This is a genomic window from Paenibacillus sp. DP01, from assembly GCF_044784315.1.
Taxonomy (GTDB): domain Bacteria; phylum Bacillota; class Bacilli; order Paenibacillales; family Paenibacillaceae; genus Paenibacillus; species Paenibacillus polymyxa.
On record NZ_CP173059.1, the window covers coordinates 1,965,787 to 1,987,822 of the forward strand.

The 22,036-nt window shown below is 44.1% G+C and carries 22 protein-coding genes; 16 read left to right on the forward strand and 6 right to left on the reverse strand.

Annotation, left to right across the window (positions count from 1 at the left end; all coding sequences use genetic code 11):
- Positions 1-82 precede the first annotated feature (82 nt).
- The 3 genes from ACH59B_RS08790 to ACH59B_RS08800 form a co-directional block, all read right to left on the reverse strand.
- Positions 83-493 (reverse strand): DUF4183 domain-containing protein, encoded by a 411-nt coding sequence (locus ACH59B_RS08790; protein ID WP_153795181.1) that lies wholly within the window; start codon positions 491-493, stop codon positions 83-85.
- An 89-nt stretch (positions 494-582) separates the two neighbouring features.
- Complete coding sequence (locus ACH59B_RS08795; RefSeq protein ID WP_153795182.1) at positions 583-1,395, reverse strand: DNA alkylation repair protein; 813 nt, start codon at positions 1,393-1,395, stop codon at positions 583-585.
- A 75-nt stretch (positions 1,396-1,470) separates the two neighbouring features.
- Positions 1,471-2,145, reverse strand: a complete 675-nt coding sequence (locus ACH59B_RS08800; protein ID WP_039276986.1) for a Crp/Fnr family transcriptional regulator — start codon at positions 2,143-2,145, stop codon at positions 1,471-1,473.
- A gap of 198 nt (positions 2,146-2,343) precedes the next feature.
- Between ACH59B_RS08800 and ACH59B_RS08805 the strand changes: the two genes are divergently transcribed.
- The 4 genes from ACH59B_RS08805 (at position 2,344) to ACH59B_RS08820 (ending at position 7,500) form a co-directional block, all read left to right on the forward strand.
- Positions 2,344-3,426 carry an ankyrin repeat domain-containing protein gene (locus ACH59B_RS08805; protein WP_153795183.1) on the forward strand — a complete coding sequence of 361 codons (1,083 nt, stop codon included), beginning with the start codon at positions 2,344-2,346 and terminating at the stop codon, positions 3,424-3,426.
- A 417-nt stretch (positions 3,427-3,843) separates the two neighbouring features.
- Complete coding sequence (locus ACH59B_RS08810; protein ID WP_016819655.1) at positions 3,844-4,590, forward strand: DeoR/GlpR family DNA-binding transcription regulator; 747 nt, start codon at positions 3,844-3,846, stop codon at positions 4,588-4,590.
- A gap of 2 nt (positions 4,591-4,592) precedes the next feature.
- Positions 4,593-5,504, forward strand: a complete 912-nt coding sequence (gene pfkB, locus ACH59B_RS08815; RefSeq protein ID WP_044785455.1) for a 1-phosphofructokinase — start codon at positions 4,593-4,595, stop codon at positions 5,502-5,504.
- A 67-nt stretch (positions 5,505-5,571) separates the two neighbouring features.
- On the forward strand, positions 5,572-7,500 hold the full coding sequence (locus tag ACH59B_RS08820) for a fructose-specific PTS transporter subunit EIIC (RefSeq protein WP_153795071.1): 1,929 nt from the start codon (positions 5,572-5,574) through the stop codon (positions 7,498-7,500).
- A gap of 124 nt (positions 7,501-7,624) precedes the next feature.
- Here ACH59B_RS08820 and ACH59B_RS08825 read toward each other — a convergent pair whose 3' ends face one another.
- Positions 7,625-8,515, reverse strand: a complete 891-nt coding sequence (locus ACH59B_RS08825; RefSeq protein ID WP_153795072.1) for a LysR family transcriptional regulator — start codon at positions 8,513-8,515, stop codon at positions 7,625-7,627.
- Between the two features lie 112 nt (positions 8,516-8,627).
- Between ACH59B_RS08825 and ACH59B_RS08830 the strand changes: the two genes are divergently transcribed.
- The 8 genes from ACH59B_RS08830 (at position 8,628) to ACH59B_RS08865 (ending at position 16,764) form a co-directional block, all read left to right on the forward strand.
- Positions 8,628-9,014, forward strand: a complete 387-nt coding sequence (locus ACH59B_RS08830) for a tautomerase family protein (protein WP_019686861.1) — start codon at positions 8,628-8,630, stop codon at positions 9,012-9,014.
- The gene (locus tag ACH59B_RS08835) at positions 9,011-9,346 is read left to right on the forward strand and encodes a carboxymuconolactone decarboxylase family protein (protein WP_019686862.1); all 336 of its coding nucleotides are present in this window, start codon (positions 9,011-9,013) and stop codon (positions 9,344-9,346) included. The genes ACH59B_RS08830 and ACH59B_RS08835 overlap by 4 nt, the downstream gene beginning before the upstream one ends.
- A 243-nt stretch (positions 9,347-9,589) precedes the next feature.
- Positions 9,590-10,447, forward strand: coding sequence for a BglG family transcription antiterminator LicT (gene licT, locus ACH59B_RS08840; protein ID WP_019686863.1), 858 nt, complete (start codon positions 9,590-9,592; stop codon positions 10,445-10,447).
- A gap of 183 nt (positions 10,448-10,630) precedes the next feature.
- Positions 10,631-12,511 (forward strand): beta-glucoside-specific PTS transporter subunit IIABC, encoded by a 1,881-nt coding sequence (locus tag ACH59B_RS08845; RefSeq protein ID WP_153794932.1) that lies wholly within the window; start codon positions 10,631-10,633, stop codon positions 12,509-12,511.
- A gap of 74 nt (positions 12,512-12,585) precedes the next feature.
- The gene (locus tag ACH59B_RS08850; RefSeq protein WP_153794931.1) at positions 12,586-13,995 is read left to right on the forward strand and encodes a glycoside hydrolase family 1 protein; all 1,410 of its coding nucleotides are present in this window, start codon (positions 12,586-12,588) and stop codon (positions 13,993-13,995) included.
- Positions 13,996-14,130: 135 nt separating this feature from the next.
- Positions 14,131-15,033, forward strand: a complete 903-nt coding sequence (locus tag ACH59B_RS08855; RefSeq protein ID WP_044785462.1) for a LysR family transcriptional regulator — start codon at positions 14,131-14,133, stop codon at positions 15,031-15,033.
- A 123-nt stretch (positions 15,034-15,156) separates the two neighbouring features.
- Positions 15,157-16,296: a 5-methyltetrahydropteroyltriglutamate--homocysteine S-methyltransferase gene (locus tag ACH59B_RS08860; RefSeq protein WP_102997800.1), complete on the forward strand. Its 1,140-nt coding sequence runs from the start codon at positions 15,157-15,159 to the stop codon at positions 16,294-16,296.
- A gap of 213 nt (positions 16,297-16,509) precedes the next feature.
- Positions 16,510-16,764, forward strand: coding sequence for a YciI family protein (locus tag ACH59B_RS08865; protein WP_016819666.1), 255 nt, complete (start codon positions 16,510-16,512; stop codon positions 16,762-16,764).
- A 145-nt stretch (positions 16,765-16,909) separates the two neighbouring features.
- On the opposite strand, the gene ACH59B_RS08870 is transcribed toward ACH59B_RS08865, so the two are convergent.
- A complete protein-coding gene (locus tag ACH59B_RS08870; protein WP_017425886.1) occupies positions 16,910-17,248 on the reverse strand; it encodes a helix-turn-helix domain-containing protein in 339 nt (112 codons plus the stop codon).
- A 717-nt stretch (positions 17,249-17,965) separates the two neighbouring features.
- Here ACH59B_RS08870 and ACH59B_RS08875 point away from each other — a divergent pair.
- Together ACH59B_RS08875 and ACH59B_RS08880 are read left to right on the forward strand one after the other, a co-directional pair.
- Positions 17,966-18,064: a hypothetical protein gene (locus ACH59B_RS08875; protein WP_014599622.1), complete on the forward strand. Its 99-nt coding sequence runs from the start codon at positions 17,966-17,968 to the stop codon at positions 18,062-18,064.
- Between the two features lie 224 nt (positions 18,065-18,288).
- Positions 18,289-18,738: a DUF6386 family protein gene (locus ACH59B_RS08880; RefSeq protein WP_102997801.1), complete on the forward strand. Its 450-nt coding sequence runs from the start codon at positions 18,289-18,291 to the stop codon at positions 18,736-18,738.
- 128 nt (positions 18,739-18,866) lie between these two features.
- Here the strand turns inward: ACH59B_RS08880 and ACH59B_RS08885 are convergent, their stop codons facing one another.
- Positions 18,867-19,997 carry a phosphodiester glycosidase family protein gene (locus ACH59B_RS08885; RefSeq protein ID WP_102997802.1) on the reverse strand — a complete coding sequence of 377 codons (1,131 nt, stop codon included), beginning with the start codon at positions 19,995-19,997 and terminating at the stop codon, positions 18,867-18,869.
- A 132-nt stretch (positions 19,998-20,129) separates the two neighbouring features.
- Here ACH59B_RS08885 and ACH59B_RS08890 point away from each other — a divergent pair, with 132 nt between their 5' ends.
- Together ACH59B_RS08890 and ACH59B_RS08895 are read left to right on the forward strand one after the other, a co-directional pair.
- Positions 20,130-20,603 (forward strand): hypothetical protein, encoded by a 474-nt coding sequence (locus tag ACH59B_RS08890; RefSeq protein ID WP_102997803.1) that lies wholly within the window; start codon positions 20,130-20,132, stop codon positions 20,601-20,603.
- Positions 20,604-20,658: 55 nt separating this feature from the next.
- Positions 20,659-21,972, forward strand: a complete 1,314-nt coding sequence (locus ACH59B_RS08895) for a PQQ-binding-like beta-propeller repeat protein (RefSeq protein WP_102997804.1) — start codon at positions 20,659-20,661, stop codon at positions 21,970-21,972.
- Positions 21,973-22,036: the final 64 nt, after the last annotated feature.

Below are 22,036 nucleotides of genomic sequence, written 5' to 3' on the forward strand. Positions count from 1 at the left end.
TCCCTCTGTTTCATATTTATAAAGGGAATTTTACCCTTTTATTAAATTATAAAAAAGAGGCGTTTGTCCTGTTTTACGTAGCTCAGTCGCTTATTGTGGTCGTTACTGTGACGTTGTTGACAGATGTTGAGGAAGCGCTGGTGTTGAAATTGATCACCTCAATAACTACGGTAGCGCCAACTAACAAGCCAGTATTTATGATTAGATTAGTAGGAGAAAGTGTCGTTAATCCGCCTCGCTGCAACGTTCCATTCACAAATACATTGTAGTAACCGTTACTGGTCGGAGCCAGCAGACTGTTTGCCGCAACTGAAGTCCCACTATCATTCGTAAAATTTTGTGCCGGGATGGTGGTCACTCCCCCTAGGATGTTGCCGAGCACAACAACGGCTGTGTACCGATTGACAATTGGAGTGACATTTATATTCGTGGTGATGGCAATGTTCCCAGATACAACACTGTCTGCTTCCAGATAGATTCGGATAATAGACATAGGAATTCCTCAATTCCTAATATTCCAGATGTATCTCATAGTTTATGTAAATATTCTAGCTATGGATTGGATGGGGAGGAGTCTCCAGATTATTTCATTTTGTTCAAGCTTCTTTGTGCCCGAGTTACTATTCGCTTCGTTTCCTTTGTATCTGAAGCCAACAGCCATGTATCACATACCTTAATTACCCATTCCGGGTTAGTTTTGCTGGCATCATTCAGCCAATTGCCCACCGAGTCTTGAACATATTTGACAGGGTCAGATTGAACCACTTCCAAAAGTGGAAGGGCTAACTCGGGATGTTCTTTTAGTTCAGGGATGTGTTTGGCCCAAACGCCTTGTGGCCGGGTTAATTCTATAGCAAAACGACGTATGTTAGCATCCTTGTTTCGCATCCAGCTGTTTAACAGCACAAGCGCCTCATCCAGTTGCAAGGATATAGGTTCTCTCATTGCCATCCAGGCAATTTCACGTACTCCGAAATGGGAATCTGCTGCAAATGGTCGAATACCAGCTAATTTTTCTTCTAGACTTAAACGGGAATCTACCCCGATGATGTAGGCAGCCCAGCAGCGAATGCTATCTGAAAGATGAGAGGCCATCGCGTCAAAGATACGAGTACGCTCTTCTAACGTTTGTTGCTCAAACACATGAAGCCATGCTTGTGCTATTGCGGGTATTATTTTCATGATCTTTTTTTCCTTCAGATGATCCAATTCAGTCAAGAAGACATTGAATGATCGCTGCAATCCAAACTCATCAAGAGCGTTCCGCAGAAGTACAATATGATCTACAGCCAGCCATTCGGTAAGATTCACAGTCTCAAGTTGTCCCTGTTGTAGCAATTGAAGTACATCAGTAGGGATATCTGTTCTTTTGCGAGCCCCTTTGCGGTGTAGCATTTCATCACTCCATATCGTATATTTGCTGGTAGGTATACGATAAATCTTTTGTCAGGAGGAAAGATGTAATGTAGCTTACAACTTCACTAGCTTTTGGCGATGGATGTAAATTGTCTTAAAGCCGGTCTTAATGACCCTTTCTTTGACGAGCTCCTGTAGAGCGGTTGTTACAGCCTCACGGGTGGCTCCAACCAAATGTGCTATTTCCTGGTGAGAAAGCGGGAAATCAATTTTGTAATACTCATCATGCCTTTGAAGGGCAAATTGATCGCATAATTTTAAAAGAACATATAAAATTTTATCCTGCAAATTTCCCAAGGCTAAATGCTGGGCCAGACTGCTCATTCCTGAGATTCGGTCACTTAGCACCTTGATCATGTTCATCATAAACCGGGGATGTTGTATTAAAAAATGCTCAAACCGGTCTTTGTCCATCCGGCAGATATCGCATTCTTCTATCGTTTCTATATACATATCCCTTGTCCCTAATGAAATCATATCCATTTCACCAAATACATTCCCCTCATTGAGGATATCCAAAGTAAATTGCTTCCCGTCAGCATTTAGCTTATATAGACGTACTTTTCCCTTCTTCACAAAATAAAGCCCTTCGGAAAAGGTATCTGGGGTTTGAATAAATGTATTTTTTGGTAGAGTCGTAATGGAGGTCATTTGATCCATTTCAATCAAATCTTCTCGTGAGAGACTATGCAGCAAATTGAATTGGGATAAGTATTGAATGCTATTCATATGTTCTCCTTTTCGTTACATCGAGTATAAAGAATCAACTACAATTATAGCTTCTATAAGGCATATTCACCTATACTCTCAATTGTTTGCATTAGAGTGAGCAAGTAAACTGGGGAGTCAGGCGGATTTAAGTAAACGGAAGATTGGTATAAAATAGATGTACATGAATAGCAGATACATAAAGAGTGAGGGTATACGATGATCCAATTAAAAGATATCGGCAAATTTGACGTTCTTCCAGAAATCGCAATGCATATTGTAGAAGGCAATATATCGGCATTACGCCAAGCGCTGACCGAAGGCTGGGATATCGAACAAGAAATTAAACTCAGCAAATATACGACGTTAAGTCCATTAGACCTTGCGCTCATCTGCGAGCAATTGGATGTGTTGAAGCTGTTGGTGGAGCAAGGTGTTCAACTTAATGCAAAAGATCGTCCCGCATTTTTAACAGCTGTTCGTTATTGTTCAGAAGAAATTGTCCGCTATGTGGTGGCCCATGGTGCCAAGCTGGACGGAAAAAATCAGGTCAAAGCCGGTGCCTATGAGCAAGCCTATTATGGCAATAAAAAGAATATCTTGCTGATTCACGAACTTGGCCTCGATGTAAAGCAGCACGGTGGGGCAACGCTGCGCAACGCAGTTAGTAAACATGATCTGAACACAGTGGCACTACTGTTGGAGCATGGTGCGGATATTAATTACAATGCCCCTAATATGGTATATCCCTATAAAGCGACTCCTTTAACTGTGGCAGCACGAAATAATGATTTTGCGATGGTTAAGTACCTGGTAGAGTATGGAGCTGATGTGACACTGGCAGAAAAGGATGGAGATCGGGCATATACGATTGCTGTTAGCAATAAGAACGTGGAAATGGCCGAATATCTAAAGTCTGTGGAACCACCAGCGTTTCATAATCTGGAGAATAAACGACATACCTTAAAAAGCTACAAGCTTCCTAAGGATCTTGTAGCCTTTCTGATGGGAGATCAGCTCCGTGTGGATCTTCCAGAAAATGATTTAGGTATCCAATTTGTTGAGTTCTTCTCTTTCATAGATACGGTTGAGATGAAGGTGGGACGGCAAAAGCTGTTGCGTTTGTCTCTAAACGTAGATAACTATTCGGATATCCTTTTGGTATGGAATCCGAAGCACAAGTGTCTTGGTTATTATGACGAGGAGCATCAAGAATATGCGGATGTATGCAGCTTTGCTGAGTTTCTTGCGCAGCCGGAAGATTATCTAGAGAAGATGATTGAGGGTGAATATTTATCCTAATGAGGTGAGCCATGAATGCGGTATGCATGCAATCATGGCTCTTGTTGAGTTAATCCAAGCTTGCAGTACTGACCCTCGCGTCCAGGGCATAAGAAGTTTTATGATTTGCTGGCTGAAGAATCGAGAATTACAGCTACAGCAAATCCAGACCGTAGGGAGCAAGGGATATGATGGGGCATATTAAAGTGTCAGAACGTTTTTGAACGTTTACTGCTGAATTCCTATGTAAGAAGAATGAATTTACATAAAAGTAGCTGAATTTTCTTTAAAATGTAAACGCAATCATGCTGATTGGAGCAGGAATTCACCATTTTGTAAAAAAATGAAGTTGGAATGAATTTTTTTGAATCTTTTTGGAGAAAAATGATTGTTTTTTGCTAGGTTTGTGGTACGATAAGAACAGTTGGGGGAATGAAGATGCTGACGGAAGAAAGATACAAGTTAATAATACAGCGCTTACAAGAGCGTGGTGTTGTAAAATTGCAGGAATTGGCTGATCTCTTGGGAGCTTCTGAGTCAACGATTCGGCGTGATTTGATAGATCTTGAAGGCCGTCAGTTGTTAAAGCGGATTCATGGCGGGGCAACCTTGCTGAATCAGAAAAGTCAGGAACCTGGCATGGAAGAAAAAACATTCAAAAACGTTCAACAAAAAAACGCAGTCGCTCGTATGGCAGCCAAAGAAATTTTGGATGGTGAATGTATCTATCTGGATGCGGGAACAACAACGATGGCGATGATTCCTTACATTGAAGCTAAAGACGTGACGGTCGTGACGAATGGTCTCTCCCACGTAGAAGCACTGGTAAGCAAACGAATTAGAAGCTATCTACTGGGAGGGATGATGAAAATTCATACCAAAGCCGTAATCGGGAGTATTGCCCTACAGAATTTGGACAATTTCCGATTCGACAAGTGCTTTCTGGGAACGAACGGGGTAGACGTGGAGATGGGGTATACCACTCCTGATCCTGAAGAGGCGCTGATCAAGCGGCGTGCCCACCAGCTGTCCGGCAAAACATATGTGTTGGCCGATTCCAGCAAAATTGGAGAAGTAACCTTCGCCAAATTGTTCGAACTCAAGGAAGCTATCCTTATTACTGAATCGGTGCCGGAACGTTCACGCCGATCCATCGCACAGAAAACTAAAATAATCGAGGGATAACGATGATATATACAGTAACGCTGAACCCTTCCATTGATTATATCGTGGAAGTTGACGATTTGAAGCTTGGTGATTTGAACCGGATGAAACGTGATTTAAAACTGCCAGGTGGCAAGGGAATTAATGTATCACGTGTACTAAACCAGTTGGGGGCAGACAGCACGGCGATTGGTTTTCTCGGAGGGTTCACAGGCAGGTTTATCGACGATACATTGCGGGAAGAATCCATTAAAACTGATTTTGTAATGATCGAAGATGATACACGGATCAATATTAAGCTCAAGCATGGTGATGAAACGGAAATTAACGGTTTGGGGCCTGCGATTCGTGAGCAAGAAGCCGATGCATTGGTGCAAAAGCTGGCGAGTCTCCAGAAAAATGACATTGTCGTCTTGTCGGGAAGCATCCCGCCATCCCTTGGAGGGGACTTCTACGAGCGACTGATTCGCGTATGTCAGCACACCGGGGCTGAATTCGTTATCGACACCACAGGTGAGGCGCTGATGAAGGCCTTGGTTCATAAACCGCTGCTCATCAAGCCGAATCATCATGAGCTGGCTGAGTTGTTTGGCGTAACTATTCATTCTGAGGAGGAGATCGTCACTTACGGTCGTAAACTACTGGAAGCAGGTGCAAAAAATGTACTCATTTCCATGGCAGGAGAAGGGGCTTTGTTCATTACGGCAGATGAAGTGTATCACGCAAATGTACCGGCAGGAACGGTGAAAAATTCTGTAGGCGCAGGTGATTCTATGATTGCTGGATTCGTGGGTACGCTGGCTCTACATGGCGATCCGATCGAAGCCTTCCGTGCAGGAGTGGCATCCGGAAGCGCAACCGCGTTCTCCGATGATCTGGCTACGAGAGAGAAAATTGAACAATTACGGCCGCAAGTCACGATTTCAAAACGGTAATCTGGCTACAGCATGAGCTTATTATGCGTGTTTCTACACGCTGATCGAACTTAGGAGAGTGTGAACAATGAGAATAACAGACCTGATGATTAAAGAAACGATGATCATGGACCTGCAGGCAACGACAAAGGACGGGGCGATTGAGGAACTCATCACCAGTCTCGAAGCAAGTGGACGTATTAATGACCGGGCCTTGTTCAAAGAAATGATATACAAACGCGAAGCTGAATCCAGCACTGGAATCGGCGGTGGTATTGCGATGCCGCATGCCAAGACGAAAGCCGTGAATGAAGCGACCGTCGTTTTTGCCAAAAGCAGTAAAGGCGTAGAATTCGAATCGCTGGACGGTGAACCCGCGAAGGTATTCTTTATGATTGCAGCTCCAGAGGGAGCAGCAAACACACATCTTCGCACACTGGCTGCCCTTTCTCGGTTGCTCATTGATACTGATTTCATCGACAAGCTGATGAATACACAAACACCGGATGAAGTAACAGAGCTATTTGATACTAAGCAGGCGGAAGAAGAAGCTGCCAAGAAAGCAAAAGAGGCCAAGAAAGAGGCAGCCAAAGCACAGCAAACGCCGGAAGTTATCGTTGGCAACCCTGATTCTGACGAGTTTGTAGTTGCGGTGACCGCTTGTCCTACAGGCATTGCGCACACGTTTATGGCTGAAGACGCTCTCATTAAGAAAGCGAAAGAAATGGGAGTCAATATCCGGGTAGAAACGAACGGCTCGGAAGGCGCACAAAACGTACTGACAGCAGATGAAATCCGTCGTGCCAAAGGCGTCATTGTTGCAGCTGACAAGAAGGTTGAAATGGCCAGATTTGACGGTAAACCTGTATTGCAAAGACCGGTAAGTGACGGTATCCGTAAATCTGAAGAACTGATTCGCAAAGCGCTGAACGGCGAAGCACCAATTTACCGTAGTGAAGGTAAAGGCAACGCTGAAGAGTCAAAAGCCGAGAAGACCAGCGTAGGTAGTAAAATTTACAAGGATTTAATGAACGGGATTTCTCATATGTTGCCATTCGTTGTCGGCGGGGGGATCTTGTTAGCGATTTCCTTCTTGATCGAACAAGTGGCTGGAGAAGATAATGTACTATTCCAATTGCTGCAAACGATTGGCGGAGGAACAGGTGCGTTTCACTTCCTGATTCCGATACTGGCCGGATTTATCGCAATGAGCATTGGAGACCGCCCAGCACTGATGCCAGGTATGGTCGGTGGTCTGATGGCTGTAAACTCCAATGCAGGGTTCCTTGGCGGTCTGGCAGCTGGTTTCATGGCCGGTTATGTAGTTATCTTCCTGCGTAAAGCTTTTGCAGGTCTGCCGAAAGCTCTGGATGGTTTAAAACCAATCTTGTTATACCCTGTATTTGGACTCCTAATTTCAGGCGCGATTATGTTCTACCTGTTCGATCCAATTTTTGGTGGTATTAATACTTGGCTTGTCAATGTTCTGAACAATTTGGGAACTGGTAATGCGGTTATTTTGGGTCTGATTCTGGGCGGAATGATGTCGATCGACATGGGCGGACCTTTCAACAAAGCAGCATACGCATTTTCGATCGGTGTCTTTACTTCCAGCGGTAACACAAACGGGGCTATGATGGCAGCTGTTATGGCAGGCGGTATGGTGCCTCCACTGGCGATCGCACTAGCTTCGACGTTCTTCAAAAATAAATTTACCGAGCAAGAACGCAAGTCTGGCTTGACAAACTATGTACTCGGATTGTCCTTTATTACAGAAGGGGCCATCCCTTTCGCGGCTGCTGACCCTCTGCGTGTCCTGACCTCTTGTATTGTAGGTTCAGCGATTGCTGGCGGTCTGACGCAATTCTGGCAAATCAATCTTCCAGCACCGCATGGCGGGATTTTTGTAGCAGCGCTTGCCAATCATGCTTTGCTGTTCTTGCTTGCAGTGGCGATTGGCTCCGTGATTTCTGCGCTCATTCTGGGACTGTGGAAAAAACCAGTTGAAACGAAATAACGAGTATCACAAGAGTATAGAAATTAAAAGAGGAGCCGAACTCCTCTTGGTCTTATCATAGGAAAACCGCTAAACACTCGTATATCGAGGTGTTTAGCGGTTTTTTTATGGGCTCATAATATTTTCAGCTCCAACGGGTGTCATTCCCCACTGTTTTTTTAACCAGCTGCATAAACAGCCTTTGGGCCGAAGTCAGGTATTGTGGGTGCTGATTGTTTTGTAATAGTCCGATGGGGATATTCGGATCTGTTAGCTGGAGAGGAATGGTGACCAGGTCCTTCTGCAAAGGCATTGATGACAGAACCACTCCAACCGAAGGAAACGTATGTACAAATGAGGGTATAGACGAAATTTGACTGACGGTATAAAAAAAAGGCATCGACGGGAAGCGGGAAAGCTCCTTCTCCAGTCGTATATGATACAAGCAGTTCTTACCTCCGACGATAAGCGGATACTCATACAGATCTTCGAGCTGAAGCTCATTTCTTGCCGCGAAGGGATGACTACGGGACACGATAAAAGCAATTTGTTCTTGATACAGAGGTTCGAAATGTAGGGAAGGAATGGAGTGAGGTTCGCCGGAGATTGCAAAATCCAATGTACCGTCCAACAAAGCTTTGGAGAGTGCATCTGTGTTTCCCACTGTAAAATGGCATGTGATTTTCGGTTTATGCTCACGAAACTGTCGTAGAATCAAAGGCAGTGCAGTAGTAGCTACCGTTTCAAGCACACCGATATGGAGCGTGCCAATCTCTTCTTTTTTCAGCGATTTCGCCTGGTCCGTTACAAAATTCCAATGCCGTATAAGTCCGTCAACCTCTTCGGCATACATTTTTCCAGAGGCGGTTAATTCCGCATCCCAGCCTCTTTTAAAAAGCTGAAATCCCAGCTCTTTCTCTAGCCTTTGGATTTGGTTCGTGACTGTAGATTGTGCGTAGTTTAATTTGGCGGCAGCTTTCGAGAAGGTTCCTTCTTCAATAATAGTACGAAACGTAGTTAACTCTTTCAGATCCATACAAACTCATCTCCATCGATAAAGTTGAATATATTTATGATTATTTTCAATTATACAGATGAAGATAAGAAGAGTACAATCATCTTATCCCAACGGATAGGAGAGAATGCATATGCCCTTTGTACGAGTAGGCTATATGGAGCAACAATACACAGAGCAGGACCTGTCTGGCATTAGCCGCTGCATCATGAATGCTTTGATTGAACATTTTCAGGTCCCGCCCAAGGATTATTTTCAGGTTTTTCATGCTCATAAGCAAAGCGAATTTTATTATAGTTCCGATTATTTGAATGTACCCAGAACAGACAAGCTGCTTTATATCCAAATTACGATGGGATCGGGTAGAACTACGGAACAAAAAAAGAGTTTTTACCAAAGGTTAGCCGCACTCATATCTATTGAATGTAAGACTAGACCAGAAGATGTATTTGTGACACTGGTGGAGACTGAATTAGAGGATTGGTCCTTTGGCAACGGACTTGCCCAGATGATTTTATGAAGCATAAATTAATCAGATCGAGTGTTCGGGAAACGATTGGTGATTTGGCACCCGCTTTTGTAAGCTATACGGAGGAAGTTCTTTTTGGAGATGTATGGAGAAGAAGTGAGCTATCTCTTAGGGAACGGAGTCTCATTACAGTTGCTACTCTGGTAGCGGGTGAGCATGTGAATCAACTTCCTTATCATCTGAACCTGGCCAAAGAGAACGGAATTTCGGAGGAAGAATTGATTGAGGTTATTACACAACTAGCCTTTTACGTAGGATGGCCGCGAGCAGCCTCAGCTGTTCAGGTAGCCAAAGATGTATTTTGCAAAGAAAAAGAACGTTAAGCATGAACTTAAATTACCGCTAAGCACAAGGATTTCGAGTGTTTGGCGGTTTTTTGGCATGATTGTATTGTTATTCTGCTTTGAAAGCGGTATAGTAAGAGTAATTGAATGAGGGGCATTGTGCCCTTCGGGATTGTTACTGGTAAGCAGGCGATACCCAAATAATGACTAATGGACTTAGTCGTTATTTGGTTTTTTTTGTTATTCCAACTTTGTTATTACATCAATGAGGTGAGCAGATAGATGATCATCCGGCAAATATTTAACAACAATGTCATTCGGGCCGAAAATCAGGTAGGTCATGAGTTTGTTGTCATAGGGAACGGTCTGGGTTTTAAAAAGAAAAATGGACAAAGGGTCGATGAAGAAAAGATAGAAAAAACTTTTGTATTAAAGTCCGATAAAATTCCGCAAAAATTAATTGATCTCATTGGGGAAACCTCTGTAGAGTATTTAAAGGTGGCGGATGAAATTGTAGGCAGCGCCAAAAAAGAAATGGGAGATATTTTTAGTGATAATATCTATATTTCGTTGATTGACCATATCCAATTTGCCATCTCTCGATATAGAAAATCCGTGGGACTTAAAAATTCACTGTTATGGCAAATCAAAAAATTTTACAAAAAAGAATTTATGATCGGTATGAATGCATTGGACATCATTCATGCTCAATTTGGCATTCAAATGGATGAGCATGAAGCAAGCTTTATTGCCATGCATTTTGTTAATGCAAGACAAGACGGACAGGGAATGAAACAAACAGTTGAGATTACAGAGGTCATTGATGATATTTTCAATATTGTAACCGATTACTATCAGATTACCCTAGATGAAACCTCATTTAATTATTCGCGATTTATTACACATTTGCAGTACTTTGCCCAACGCTTGCTGAGCAATGAACAAGAGCAATTAGCATCAGGGGATAACTTCTTGTATGACCAAGTCAAAGAGAAATACGAGAGGGCTTTTCAATGCACCCAATTAATTAATCAATACTTGGAATTGAAGCATGAAAGTGCGATGTCGATTGACGAGAAAGTGTATTTGACGATTCATATACAGCGTGTAACCTCCAGAAATGATTTGGCTGATGCTTAGAAAAAAAAGCTTGCAAACGATTTCGGAGTGTTTTATAGTAGGCTCACAACTTAAATTTAAGGATTGTTACTGATAAGCAGGCGATACCTAAATGAATGGCAGTGATCATTTTCTATGATCATGCAGGCCTTTCGTTTAGGTATTTTTTTGTTTTCAGGCAATCTGCCCAAGAGGAGAATGAACATGGACCATAAGAAAATGGGCGAGGATATCGTACGTCTCGTTGGAGGAGAAGAAAATATTAATGGGCTTGTCCATTGTGCTACACGGCTCCGATTTGACCTGAAGGATTCACGAAAAGCCGAAAGAGAAGCGCTTGAGAAACACGAGGGAGTCATTACTGTTGTTGAAAGCGGAGGACAATTTCAAGTTGTAATTGGCAGCCATGTTGCCTATGTATATACGGAAATCATGAAAAACATGGATTTTGGGTCAGACGCCTCTACGGCTCACGAATCCAGCGGAAAAAAGACATCCGTCATATCCACAATCTTTGAGGTTATTTCCGGAAGCTTCTCCCCGTTGATTCCGGCGATGGCAGGCTCGGGGATGCTGAAAGCCCTCTTGACGGTTTTGACCTTGCTGGGCTGGATGTCCGCAACAAGTGATACCTATCTGATCCTGTCTGCTGCCGGGAATGCTGTATTTTACTTCTTGCCGATTTTACTAGGGATTACGCTCGGTATAAAGCTGAAAGCGAATCCTTATGTAGCTGGTGTGATCGGTGCAGCTCTACTGGAACCCAACTTTACGGGACTGATGGACAAAGGCTCAGATGTATCGTTTTTGGGAATACCGGTGGTCATGATGAACTACTCAGCGAGTGTTTTTCCGATATTCATATCTATCAGCATCTATGCGTTGGTAGACAAGTTTTTGAAGAAGATCATTCTTAAGGATTTGCAGCTGTTTTTAGTTCCGATGTTGGCTTTAATGATTATGGTTCCTTTATCTGCAATAGCATTCGGACCGTTTGGTACAACAGTAGGAGATTGGATTTCTTCGGGTGTGACATGGTTAATCGGTGTAAGCGGCATTTTGTCAGGGATTGTGCTTGGCGGTTTTATGACCTTTATGGTCGTCTTCGGACTTCACTGGGGCTTTACCCCGATCACGATTCAAAATATCGGTGTTGGCGGTGATCCGATTGAGGCTATGGCGGCTGCGGCTGTATTTGCTCAAATTGGTGTCGCATTCGGTATCTTCCTGAAGGCGAAAAAAGATAAAACACTTAGAACCCTTGCGGGTTCCACGAGTATTACAGGCTTGCTGGCGGGTGTAACAGAGCCGATTGTGTATGGTCTGGTGCTTCGCTTTAAACGAGTCATTCCAATTGTCATTATCGCAGGGGCTATAGGCGGTGCCATCAATGGACATTTTGGAGTGAAAATGACGGCTTATGTGTTTCACAACATTTTTGCGATTCCAGTCTATACGCCGACCTTGGTTTACGTGATTGCCATTGCATGCTCGTTCGCGGTAGCCACGGTGCTGACTCTTATTTTTGGGTATGAAAGCAAAGTGAAGGGGGAGACGGCAGCAACTGTTGAGGCCGTTAAGACGGAAGAACCTCTACCAGCTGTTACAGCAACTAAGGCTGTTGACATCAAGAAAGAAACGATATATAGCCCGATCACAGGCAAGACTACACCACTGAGCCAAGTGAATGATTCGGCATTTTCAACAGGGGCAATGGGAAAAGGCTTAGCCATTGAACCATCTGTCGGTGAGGTCGTAGCGCCTATTGATGGAGTTGTAACCTCGCTGTTCCCTACAGGACATGCCATCGGCTTGACTTCCAAGGCGGGCACGGAGATATTAATTCATATCGGAATTAACACCGTCGCGCTGAAAGGAAAGCATTTTAATCCGGTTGTTCAAGAGGGAGATATCGTAAAACAAGGGGACTTGTTAATCCAATTTGACAGAGAGCAGATTATAGAAGCAGGGTACGAAATCGTAACCCCTGTCATTGTCACACTGACGAAAAACAAAGTGGACGTATTTGAGACAAGTCAGGAGCAGATTCAAAAAAATGAAGTATTGCTAACTTTGGTGGTGTAATACAGGAAAGCTCATCCTCACGTACATGAATTGCGAAATCAGAAGGATATAACGATAACTGGAGGGACTATAGCATGAAACATAATCAATTGAAGGCATTTCCTGAAAACTTCTTCTGGGGAGGTTCAACTTCCGCCTATCAAGTAGAGGGTGCATGGGACGAAGATGGAAAAGGACCCTCTGTCATTGACATGGCTAACCACGTCGAAGGAGTCACTGATTTTAAGGTAACCAGTGATCATTACCATATGTTCAAAGAGGACGTAGCTCTGATGGCTGAAATGGGCTTTAAGGCGTACCGCTTCTCGATCGCTTGGACACGCATCTATCCACAAGGCGCGGGTGAAGTCAATCCGAAGGGAATTGCATTTTACAGCTCATTGATTGACGAATTAATTAAATATGGTATTGAACCCATTGTTACTATGTATCATTTTGATCTGCCCTATGCGCTTGAACAACAAGGCGGATGGTCCAAAAGGGAAACGATTGATGCCTTCGAGCAGTATGCCAAAACGTTGTTTGAGAACTTTGGGGACAGAGTCAAATACTGGCTAACCATTAACGAACAAAACATGCTGATTCTCCATCCTGGTTCTATTGGTACATTGGATACAAGTCTGGAAAATCCACAAAAGGTACTGTATCAACAAAATCATCATATGTTAGTTGCGCAGGCGAAGGCAATGGTATTGTGCCATGACATGCTACCTAATGCGAAAATTGGACCAGCACCGAATATTGGGGTCATTTATCCAGCTAGTTCCAAACCGGAAGATACGCTGGCAGCTGACAACTATGCAGCTATTCGCAACTGGCTCTACCTGGATATGGCTGTATTTGGCCGCTACAACCACATTGCCTGGAGCTATTTGGTCGAGAAGGGCTATGAGCCTGTTATTGAAGAAGGGGATATGGATATATTAGCGAAAGGAAATCCAGATTTTATCGCCTTTAACTACTATACCTCCCAAACTGTAGGGGAAAGTTTGGATGATGGAAATGATTTTTCACATACAGGCGATCAGCATGAAATTGTGGGTGAACCCGGAGCATACCGGGGCTCTGTGAACCCCAACCTGCAAAAGACAGAGTTTGGCTGGGAGATTGATCCGGTCGGTTTTAGAAGTACATTACGTCAAATATATTCTCGCTACCACTTGCCCTTAATCGTGACAGAGAACGGCTTGGGCGCTTTTGACAAGCTGGAAGAAGGGGATGTAGTAAACGATCCTTATCGTATTGACTTCTTCAACAAGCATATCGAGCAGATTCAATTGGCTATTACAGACGGCGTAGACGTATTCGGCTTCTGTCCGTGGTCTGCGATTGATCTTGTGAGTACCCACCAGGGCTCCAGTAAGCGTTACGGATTCATCTATGTGGATCGTGAGGAATTTGATCTCAAAGATCTGCGCCGCATTCGTAAACAAAGCTTCTACTGGTATCAAAAGCTGATCGCTACAAACGGTGAAATTCGTTAACTAAAGAAGCAGTGAAAAGCACCTCCTTGAAATGGATGTTACCATTTTGAGGAGGTGTTTCTATTATCCCTTTGCCCAGAAGCGTGATTATGTATTATATAATAGAAGAAACACAAACGGAAAGGACATCATGCATTGACCCTACAACAATTAAAATATGTCATCGAGGTTGCCAATCGTGGCTCCATGAATGAGGCGGCGAAGCGGTTGTTCATTTCCCAGCCCAGTCTGTCTAACGCGATTCGCGATCTGGAGGAAGAAATTCATATCACCATTTTTGAACGTACCAATAAAGGCATTTCTTTGTCCAAAGAAGGCGTGGAATTCCTCGGTTATGCACGTCAGGTTGTTGAGCAGGCGGAGTTGCTGGAAAATCGCTATCTGGATGCCAAGCCTTCACCACAGCATTTTGCTGTGTCCACGCAGCATTATGCTTTTGCAGTAAATGCATTCGTAAATCTGGTGAATCAATATGGACAGGATGAATATGAACTGGCTTTGCGGGAGACCAAAACCCATGAAATCATACAGGATGTCAAAAGCCTGCGCAGTGAGATCGGAATCCTGTATCTGAACGAATTTAACGCCAAGGTCATCAACAAGCTGCTAAAAGATGCAAATCTGCAATTCAACAGCCTGTTTACGGCCAAGCCGCACATCTTTATTAGTGCCAATAATCCGCTATCCCGGCAGTCTAGCGTGACCATTGACCAGCTTCATCCTTATCCATACCTGTCCTTTGAGCAAGGGGAGTACAATTCCTTTCACTTCTCCGAGGAAATTCTGAGTACGTTGTCGCATCCCAAAAGCATTCATGTTAATGACCGGGCGACCCTTTTTAATCTGCTTATTGGCTTGAACGGCTATACCATTTCTACTGGGGTAATTAGTGCGGATCTGAACGGTAACGAGATAATTTCCGTCCCTCTGGAGTGTGATGAGTCTATTAATGTAGGATGGATTTGCCATAAAAACGTCGCGCTCTCCAAGCTGGCTACTGTCTATGTAGAAGCGTTGCATGAGGCGATAGGGGAATAAAAAAGTTTGATATAGCCTTAGGCTATAACTAGCTATAGTTTATTGGAGTTACCTTATAGCTGAAAATGTATGTTATCTTTCTTACAACAACTTCACTACTGAAGCGAAAAAGGAGATAACCTAATGAGCAGCATCCTTGACAATGCATCCCAACGTAAAGTAACCCCTTTCAGACATGACATGGTCGGCAGCTTTTTGCGCCCGCAAGCGATCAAAGACGCCAGAACTCAATTTCAAAATAATGAAATCTCTGCGGACGAGCTGAGAAAGATTGAAGATGAAGAAATTATCAAGCTGGTCGAAAAGCAAAAATCCGTAGGACTTCAAGCTGTGACGGATGGTGAATTCAGACGGTCCTGGTGGCATCTTGATTTTATGTGGGGACTGGACGGCGTGGAAAAGGTACAGCTTGCAAACGGCTACCAATTCCAAGGTGTGGAAACAAGAGCGGAAACCGCACGCTTGTCCGGTAAAATCGGACATTCTCATCATCCTTTCATTGAAGATTTCAAATTCCTGAAACAAGTGGCAGGAGAGGATGCCATTGCTCGTCAAACGATTCCGGCACCTGCGCAGTTCCTGGCTGAGCTGCTGCGCGGAGAAAATAAAGAAACAACCGATACGTATTACAGCAATCTGGATGAACTGGTGACGGACATTGCCAAAGCCTACAAATCTGTGATCCAAGCGCTGTATAATGAAGGCTGCCGCAGCCTGCAACTGGATGATTGCACATGGGGCATGCTCTGTGATAAAAACTATTGGCAAGCTAGACAGCATGCGGGTGAAAATGTGGAAGATACCAAAAAGATATTCGCTCGCGTGAATCAGGAAGCCGTGAAGGATCTTCCAGCCGATTTGGTCGTTACAACCCACGTATGCCGTGGTAACTACCATTCCACCTGGGCATCTTCAGGCGGCTATGAGCCTGTAGCCGAAACCCTGTTCGGCATCAATAACATCGATGGCTACTATCTCGAATTCGATACCGACCGTGCGGGTGATTTTACACCGCTTAAGCATCTGAAAGATGAAAAACAGGTCGTACTGGGCCTCGTTTCCTCCAAAACAGGTGAACTGGAAGACAAACAGACGGTCATTAACCGCATTAAGGAAGCGACTCAATTCGTGGACATTAACCACATCTGCCTCAGCCCACAATGCGGCTTTGCTTCGACAGAAGAAGGTAATATTCTGACCGAAGAGCAGCAATGGAAAAAGCTTGCTTTCATAAAAGAGATTGCGGACGAAATTTGGAAGTAAGGGTTTAGGGGAATTGAATTGTAGAGATTCGTGATTACTAAAACACGCCACTTGAGGGCGTGTTTTAGTTTGAGAATCCGCTAAAATTGACCAAATTCCCTTATAGTTGCATTTCATTTTTAAGGACTTTTATTACAATAGCTAACGCTGTAATATCTTCTTAAAGAAACGCCAGATATTTTTTATTACAAGGGAAATATGGAGGGGAAATCAATGAATTACTTTTTATTAATTACTACACGAACAAACAAGTTCAATACTGATGATATCAAAGGGCACTATGACCATCTGGAAAAGTTAAAGAAAGAGGGAGCTCTTGAAAAGTATGGTCCATTTAGCGATGGAACGGGAGGAGCCTATTTAATAAAAGCAGCGTCACTTGAGGAGGCGACAAAGATTGGGAATTTAGATCCGCTCATTCAAAATGGTTCTTCTACATTGACAATAAAGGAATGGCTGTTGCGTTAAATTCCATCTAAGAAGGTCACGACAAAAAACTGATGTGTCTTTTTGGTATTAAATAGAAAATGAGGACTGCGATTTTCTGAAAATGAAAAGAATGGTCCTTATTTTATTTCCCAAGAGATTGCTCTCACAATTTTTGAGAATCTTCTTAGTTGATAATCTCCCGTATCACATTCCTCGCCAAACGTACCTTCTCTGGACTCGTCTTTTGAAGTATATTTACGATTTCTTGTATACCATCTTCATGCTTCGTAACCTTAATATCCTCATTTACATAAGCGAAAAGCTGAATCAAATTAACATCCAGTGCATCAGCGATTTTAGCTATGTTTATTAAAGATACGTTTTTCTCTCCACGTTCAATCTGCCCTATGTATGAAAAATGGAATCCGCCTTTTTCCCCAAGCGACTCCTGAGACAATCCTTTTTCTTTTCGCAAAGCGCGTATTCTGGCACCCACTAATTTGAGGACTTCTTTGTCTTCCATCGTCTACACCTCACTATTCTAAAAGTGTAGACAAGAAATCTAAATGAAAACATTGAATATTAGATACAATAAATATTTTTGATATCTATAAGTATTATTTTAGCGTATAATAAGACTATTCTTGAATCTCTGGAGGAATAGATATGAAAGAAGCTCCTTCTACCTTTATTCCAAGTCCCACTCAACCGTCCAGACCCTCACAACACCTACATAATTCAATAACTGATTTCCACACTCTATCCCAATACCACATGAAGCTAGCCAAAATCCTGTACAAGCACAATCAAGTCCAATGCTGCATTATCCTATGTGACTGGGCTTTGACCTCCATGTTAAAAGCTCTATATATGAAAGAAACTAATAGCATTTTCCCTCCGAGACTCTTGTCGATGGCGGATTTGTTGCACTTATTACATACTGACACCAACCCGGGATTGGATGTTGTTGTATTTATAGGCACCACTCAATTTCTTTCATCCCAGCTAGAAAACCCTCTCATTCAGAAGATGAAGCAGAAGGATGTGAGTAGGCTGCTGCGCAGAACAGACGACATTCTTTGCCAGTTGTCATCCCGAGTCATGACTGATTCATCCGAAACGTATCAGTCCATTTTCTAAAAAGCCCCTCCATGGCAAATAAACTTGCCGATTCGCCCTGTCGTTATCCGCTTTTCTACATACGATAAGAGTAAGCTTTAACGCAAGGAGGGATTTAGATATGGGTGAAGTAGGTTACGGTGGAGCATGGACATCCACAGGCGCAATTTTGGTATTGTTCATTTTGTTGGTGATTATCACCAAATCTTTTCTGATCTAACAGCAGGTTCAGATTTCTTGAAATTCACAAAGCGGCCCTTTTTCACGACAGCGTGAGGTAGGGCTTTTTTAATGCAGAGTGGATGGTAGCCCTAGTATGTTGTCTGGCCCTGCAAGCATTGTTATACTTTACATACAGGGATAATTTCCCTCAAGTGTATAGCAATTTGGATAGCGGAAGACGTGAGAAAACGGAAATTCGCTGGCTATTATCAGGAGGATCGCATGATGAACATGGCAATCAATCCATTTCAATTTACGACAGACACGGCGACTCTTTGCCTATTTGATACGCAAGCTCTGAAGCATCGCTTGAACGATGAGCCTGATTGGTGGTCCATCGAAGAGGACGAGCTGGGGGAGTTGAATGCGGGAAACGCTGCTTTTTTGAATCTGGGAGCGGACGGGACGTATGAGGTTGTGATAGCAGATCATATCGAGCAGCCGACGGTGCGGCTGTTTTTGAAGGTACCCTCAGGAAACATATTTATTGGTGCAGGAGAGGAAGCCACAGGTGGTGAGTTGGAACCTGATTGTGTATGGGGAGGGTCATTCCTGTCTGTGCAACCCGGACTTTATGAATGCTTGGCCAGCAGAGAAAATAACCGTATATACCTTTCTTTAAAAAAAGGAAGCGAAGGCAGCAACAGCTTTACCAGTCTGATTCGATTGTAGGGGCAGAATAAGCCTGTAACGGATTAGATAAGCCGTTCGAACAGGTGAAAGCCGATTAACCGAGACTGGGAAAAAGGAAAAAGCTATCCCCACGGCTTGCATATCCGTGAAGACAGCCCTTTATTCGTCTATTGATACTTTACAATAATGGCGTTGCTGATTTGACGGCCGGGTGTGGTGAGGTAAGAGCCGTTGTAGTACAGTCCGCTGGAAGCACCGCCGTCCAGATTCATAGCTTGATAAGCACCAGCCTGCTTCATCATTTGGGCGAGCTGCGGAATAGTCGCTCCGCTTGTGGTCAGGAGGATCAGCTTATGATCCCTAGTAATTCCAAGTGCGCTACGGGCGCCGCCGCCTGTTAATATTTTAGGGTCCTTGAAGCCTTCGGCTTTGACATTCAGGGAAACCTGGCCGTTCGTGACCAGACGAGGTCCAGCTTGAAGAGCACCTTCGACGCTGCCTTGGGTTAACCGTTGTTCAAAGGCAGAGCCCGACACGAGCTCGGCTAAATGGTTAGCATCGTAGGTGAAGACGGTGCGTTGATCGCCGGAGCTTTTTTTTAACATCTTGCCGTGGCTGACCAAATAGCCGTAAGGCGTTTTGTAGGAGCTTTTGGTATAGGCGTCAAAAAATGTGCCATTAATGGCTACAACCGCTTGATTGCGTTTGGCGAGACTGCTTAAGTTTTCCACTTTACCAATGGTATCGCCCGCCAGTGCCACGTCCAAACTCACCTTGGGATGGAGCATGGAGATGGTGACCACCTTAGCGGAAAAGGTACGAGACCCAACCTTGAAGCTCTTATGAGCTGTCGTGATGGGGGGAGTGCTTCCGGGTAGCTTGCCGGTAAGTACCGGAAGCGTAACAGACGTTGTACCTTGCGTAATACGCACAGCTGAGGTTTCTTTTTGCCATAAGACTTGCAGATTTAGATGTTGGCTGATGAACTGCAAGGGTACATAGGTAGCGCCGTTATCGGTAAAAGGTGCATTTTGCATACGAACTGTTTGGTCATTTACTTTAGCAGCAGCTTGTCCCGTAAATAATGTAAGCCGGGTATTGCCTTGCGCAATTTCTATTTTTTTGTCTGCTGGGTTCAGGTTGAGTGTGATCCCTTCATAGCTGTTTAGGAGGCGAAGCGGGATGAAGGAGTGGTTACTCTGATCCACATAAACCAGCATAGGTGTTGGTGCAGCAGCGTAGATCGGGGTTACAAGTAAGAGCATAGACAGAATAATAAGTGCGGTGATTCTTTTCATGAATAGATCAATCTCCTTATGTAGTCTTAACTATTGACAAGGTGCTTGTACTTATATCGGGTTTTATGAGTTATAAATGTATGTTACGCGAATTTTAAGTGTTTGGATGATACAGAAACGGGGTGGCTGGAGATGAGCAGGTATGAGACAAGACTTGAGGATTACCGTCGCAGGGAGCGCCCTTCTTATTGTGTATTTGAAGGATTGCAGGAATTGGTGCGCAGCGTGGGGCAACTTCATAATAACTGGTTATATGTGAATGTGGATCAATGGGATCAGGACCCTGTTCAAACACCGATTTATTATTTGGATGAGCATTGGCTGGAGGAATGTGCAGAGGACGGTACAGCCGCAACCAACGAACAGGACGAGTATATTCCCCTATGGATATCAGATCGTCAGGTTCAAACTTGGTTTGAGCTGGCCACCTTTGAAAGTATTGTAGAAGTTCTTAAGGCTGCTAGACAGCCAGTGACGATTCAGATGGTGATTGTGGCGGTCAAATATTACGAAAAGCACGATGCCTACCTGGATTATGAGGAGGTAAAAGCAGTGACAGACCTGTGGTCTGTGTTGACGAAGGTGAGAAACCACCTAACAGAATGAATAAAGCCTGTAGAACAAACCGGGGATACATAGACGACTGGGATGGGGGAGCAGAATGAGCTGGTTGAATCATGAATTGGCAGCACAGTGGCGACAGGAAGGGAAAAGGTATGCCGCAGATGTGAACGAATTTGTCAGAATCGGTATGGAAAGCCAGTGGCAGCAGGAGCAGCTAGAGCCAATGCAGGACGAACGCTCTAAGCTGGCCAAAGATATTTTTCGTATGATTCAGGAAGCGAATCAGGCAGGGGAAACAGAGCGGTTACATCGGGAAATTCCGGCTGCATCCTGGCCGCTTACACCAGCGTTTGAAGAGGCCTTGCAAGCCGTTAGACCGATGGCATTTATGAATGGGAGCAATGAAGTTATTCTACATGCAGGCAACCCTCGGGAACGCGGCAAGATCTATCTGGCGGGAAAAGATGGAATTAGGCAAATTCTCGGACTGCATCGCGTAGGTTGTTCGCCGGACGGGAGTTATTTTGCGTTGGTGGATGGGAATGGGATTCGGATTGTTCGACAACCGGATCGAAATTTACAAGGGGAAGAGACAGCGTTTTTTCAGTGGAAGGATATACGTGTCCGCTTAAAAGCATCTATTCCTGACTTGGAATGCTTGGCGGATGAGGAACACCCTGAGGATATATTAGATGAAGTGATTCCGTTTGGCGATGGACAGCGCCTGTTGCTGGTTTGCGGTTACGGTGTTTATTTGCTGGCTGGTGATCAGGTGGATTTGATTCATCCCAAGGCGTCTGAACGAAGAGAATTGGGGCTGGAAGACACGATTGTGGATATGGCGCATGGAGCTGTGTCGAAGGATGGACGCTGGATCGCTTATGGCAGCCAGATGAGTGAGCATTTGCTCATGGACTTAACGGATAAGACGGTGCATACATTGGAGCCAGGCTCCAGCTATCCGCATTATGCTCTATTTTCCAAAGATGGTCTGGATGTCTGGTACAATGCCTGTCATTTCTACAACGGTGTCACCATTCAGGTGCCGATTGCCGAAGTGGAGCAGGGACTTGCTCAGAATACGGAAGAATGGCCGATAATAAATGAAGAAATGCGAGTATACGCTGCAGTAGCGCTGACGCAAGGAGCTATTCTAGGTGATGCCTACGGATATCTCCGTCTTATGGATCGAGAGGGACGTGAACTTTGGCGCTATTTTGTCGGAAGTACGATATCTGGACTGGCAGTTACATCTGATGAAGGCATGTTGGCGGTTGGAACGTATGGCGGTATGCTTCATTTGATTGATTTGCAGCATGGTACCAAGGATGAATATACCATTGGCACTGCTCCAATTCACGAGATAGAGCGTTGGTTGCTCTGGCGTAACTATGAGCCATTGCGCTGGTAATACTAATATTCCGCAAATGGTGAAAAAAGCAAGTTCTGATAAGCTGAACATAAAAAGTATAGTG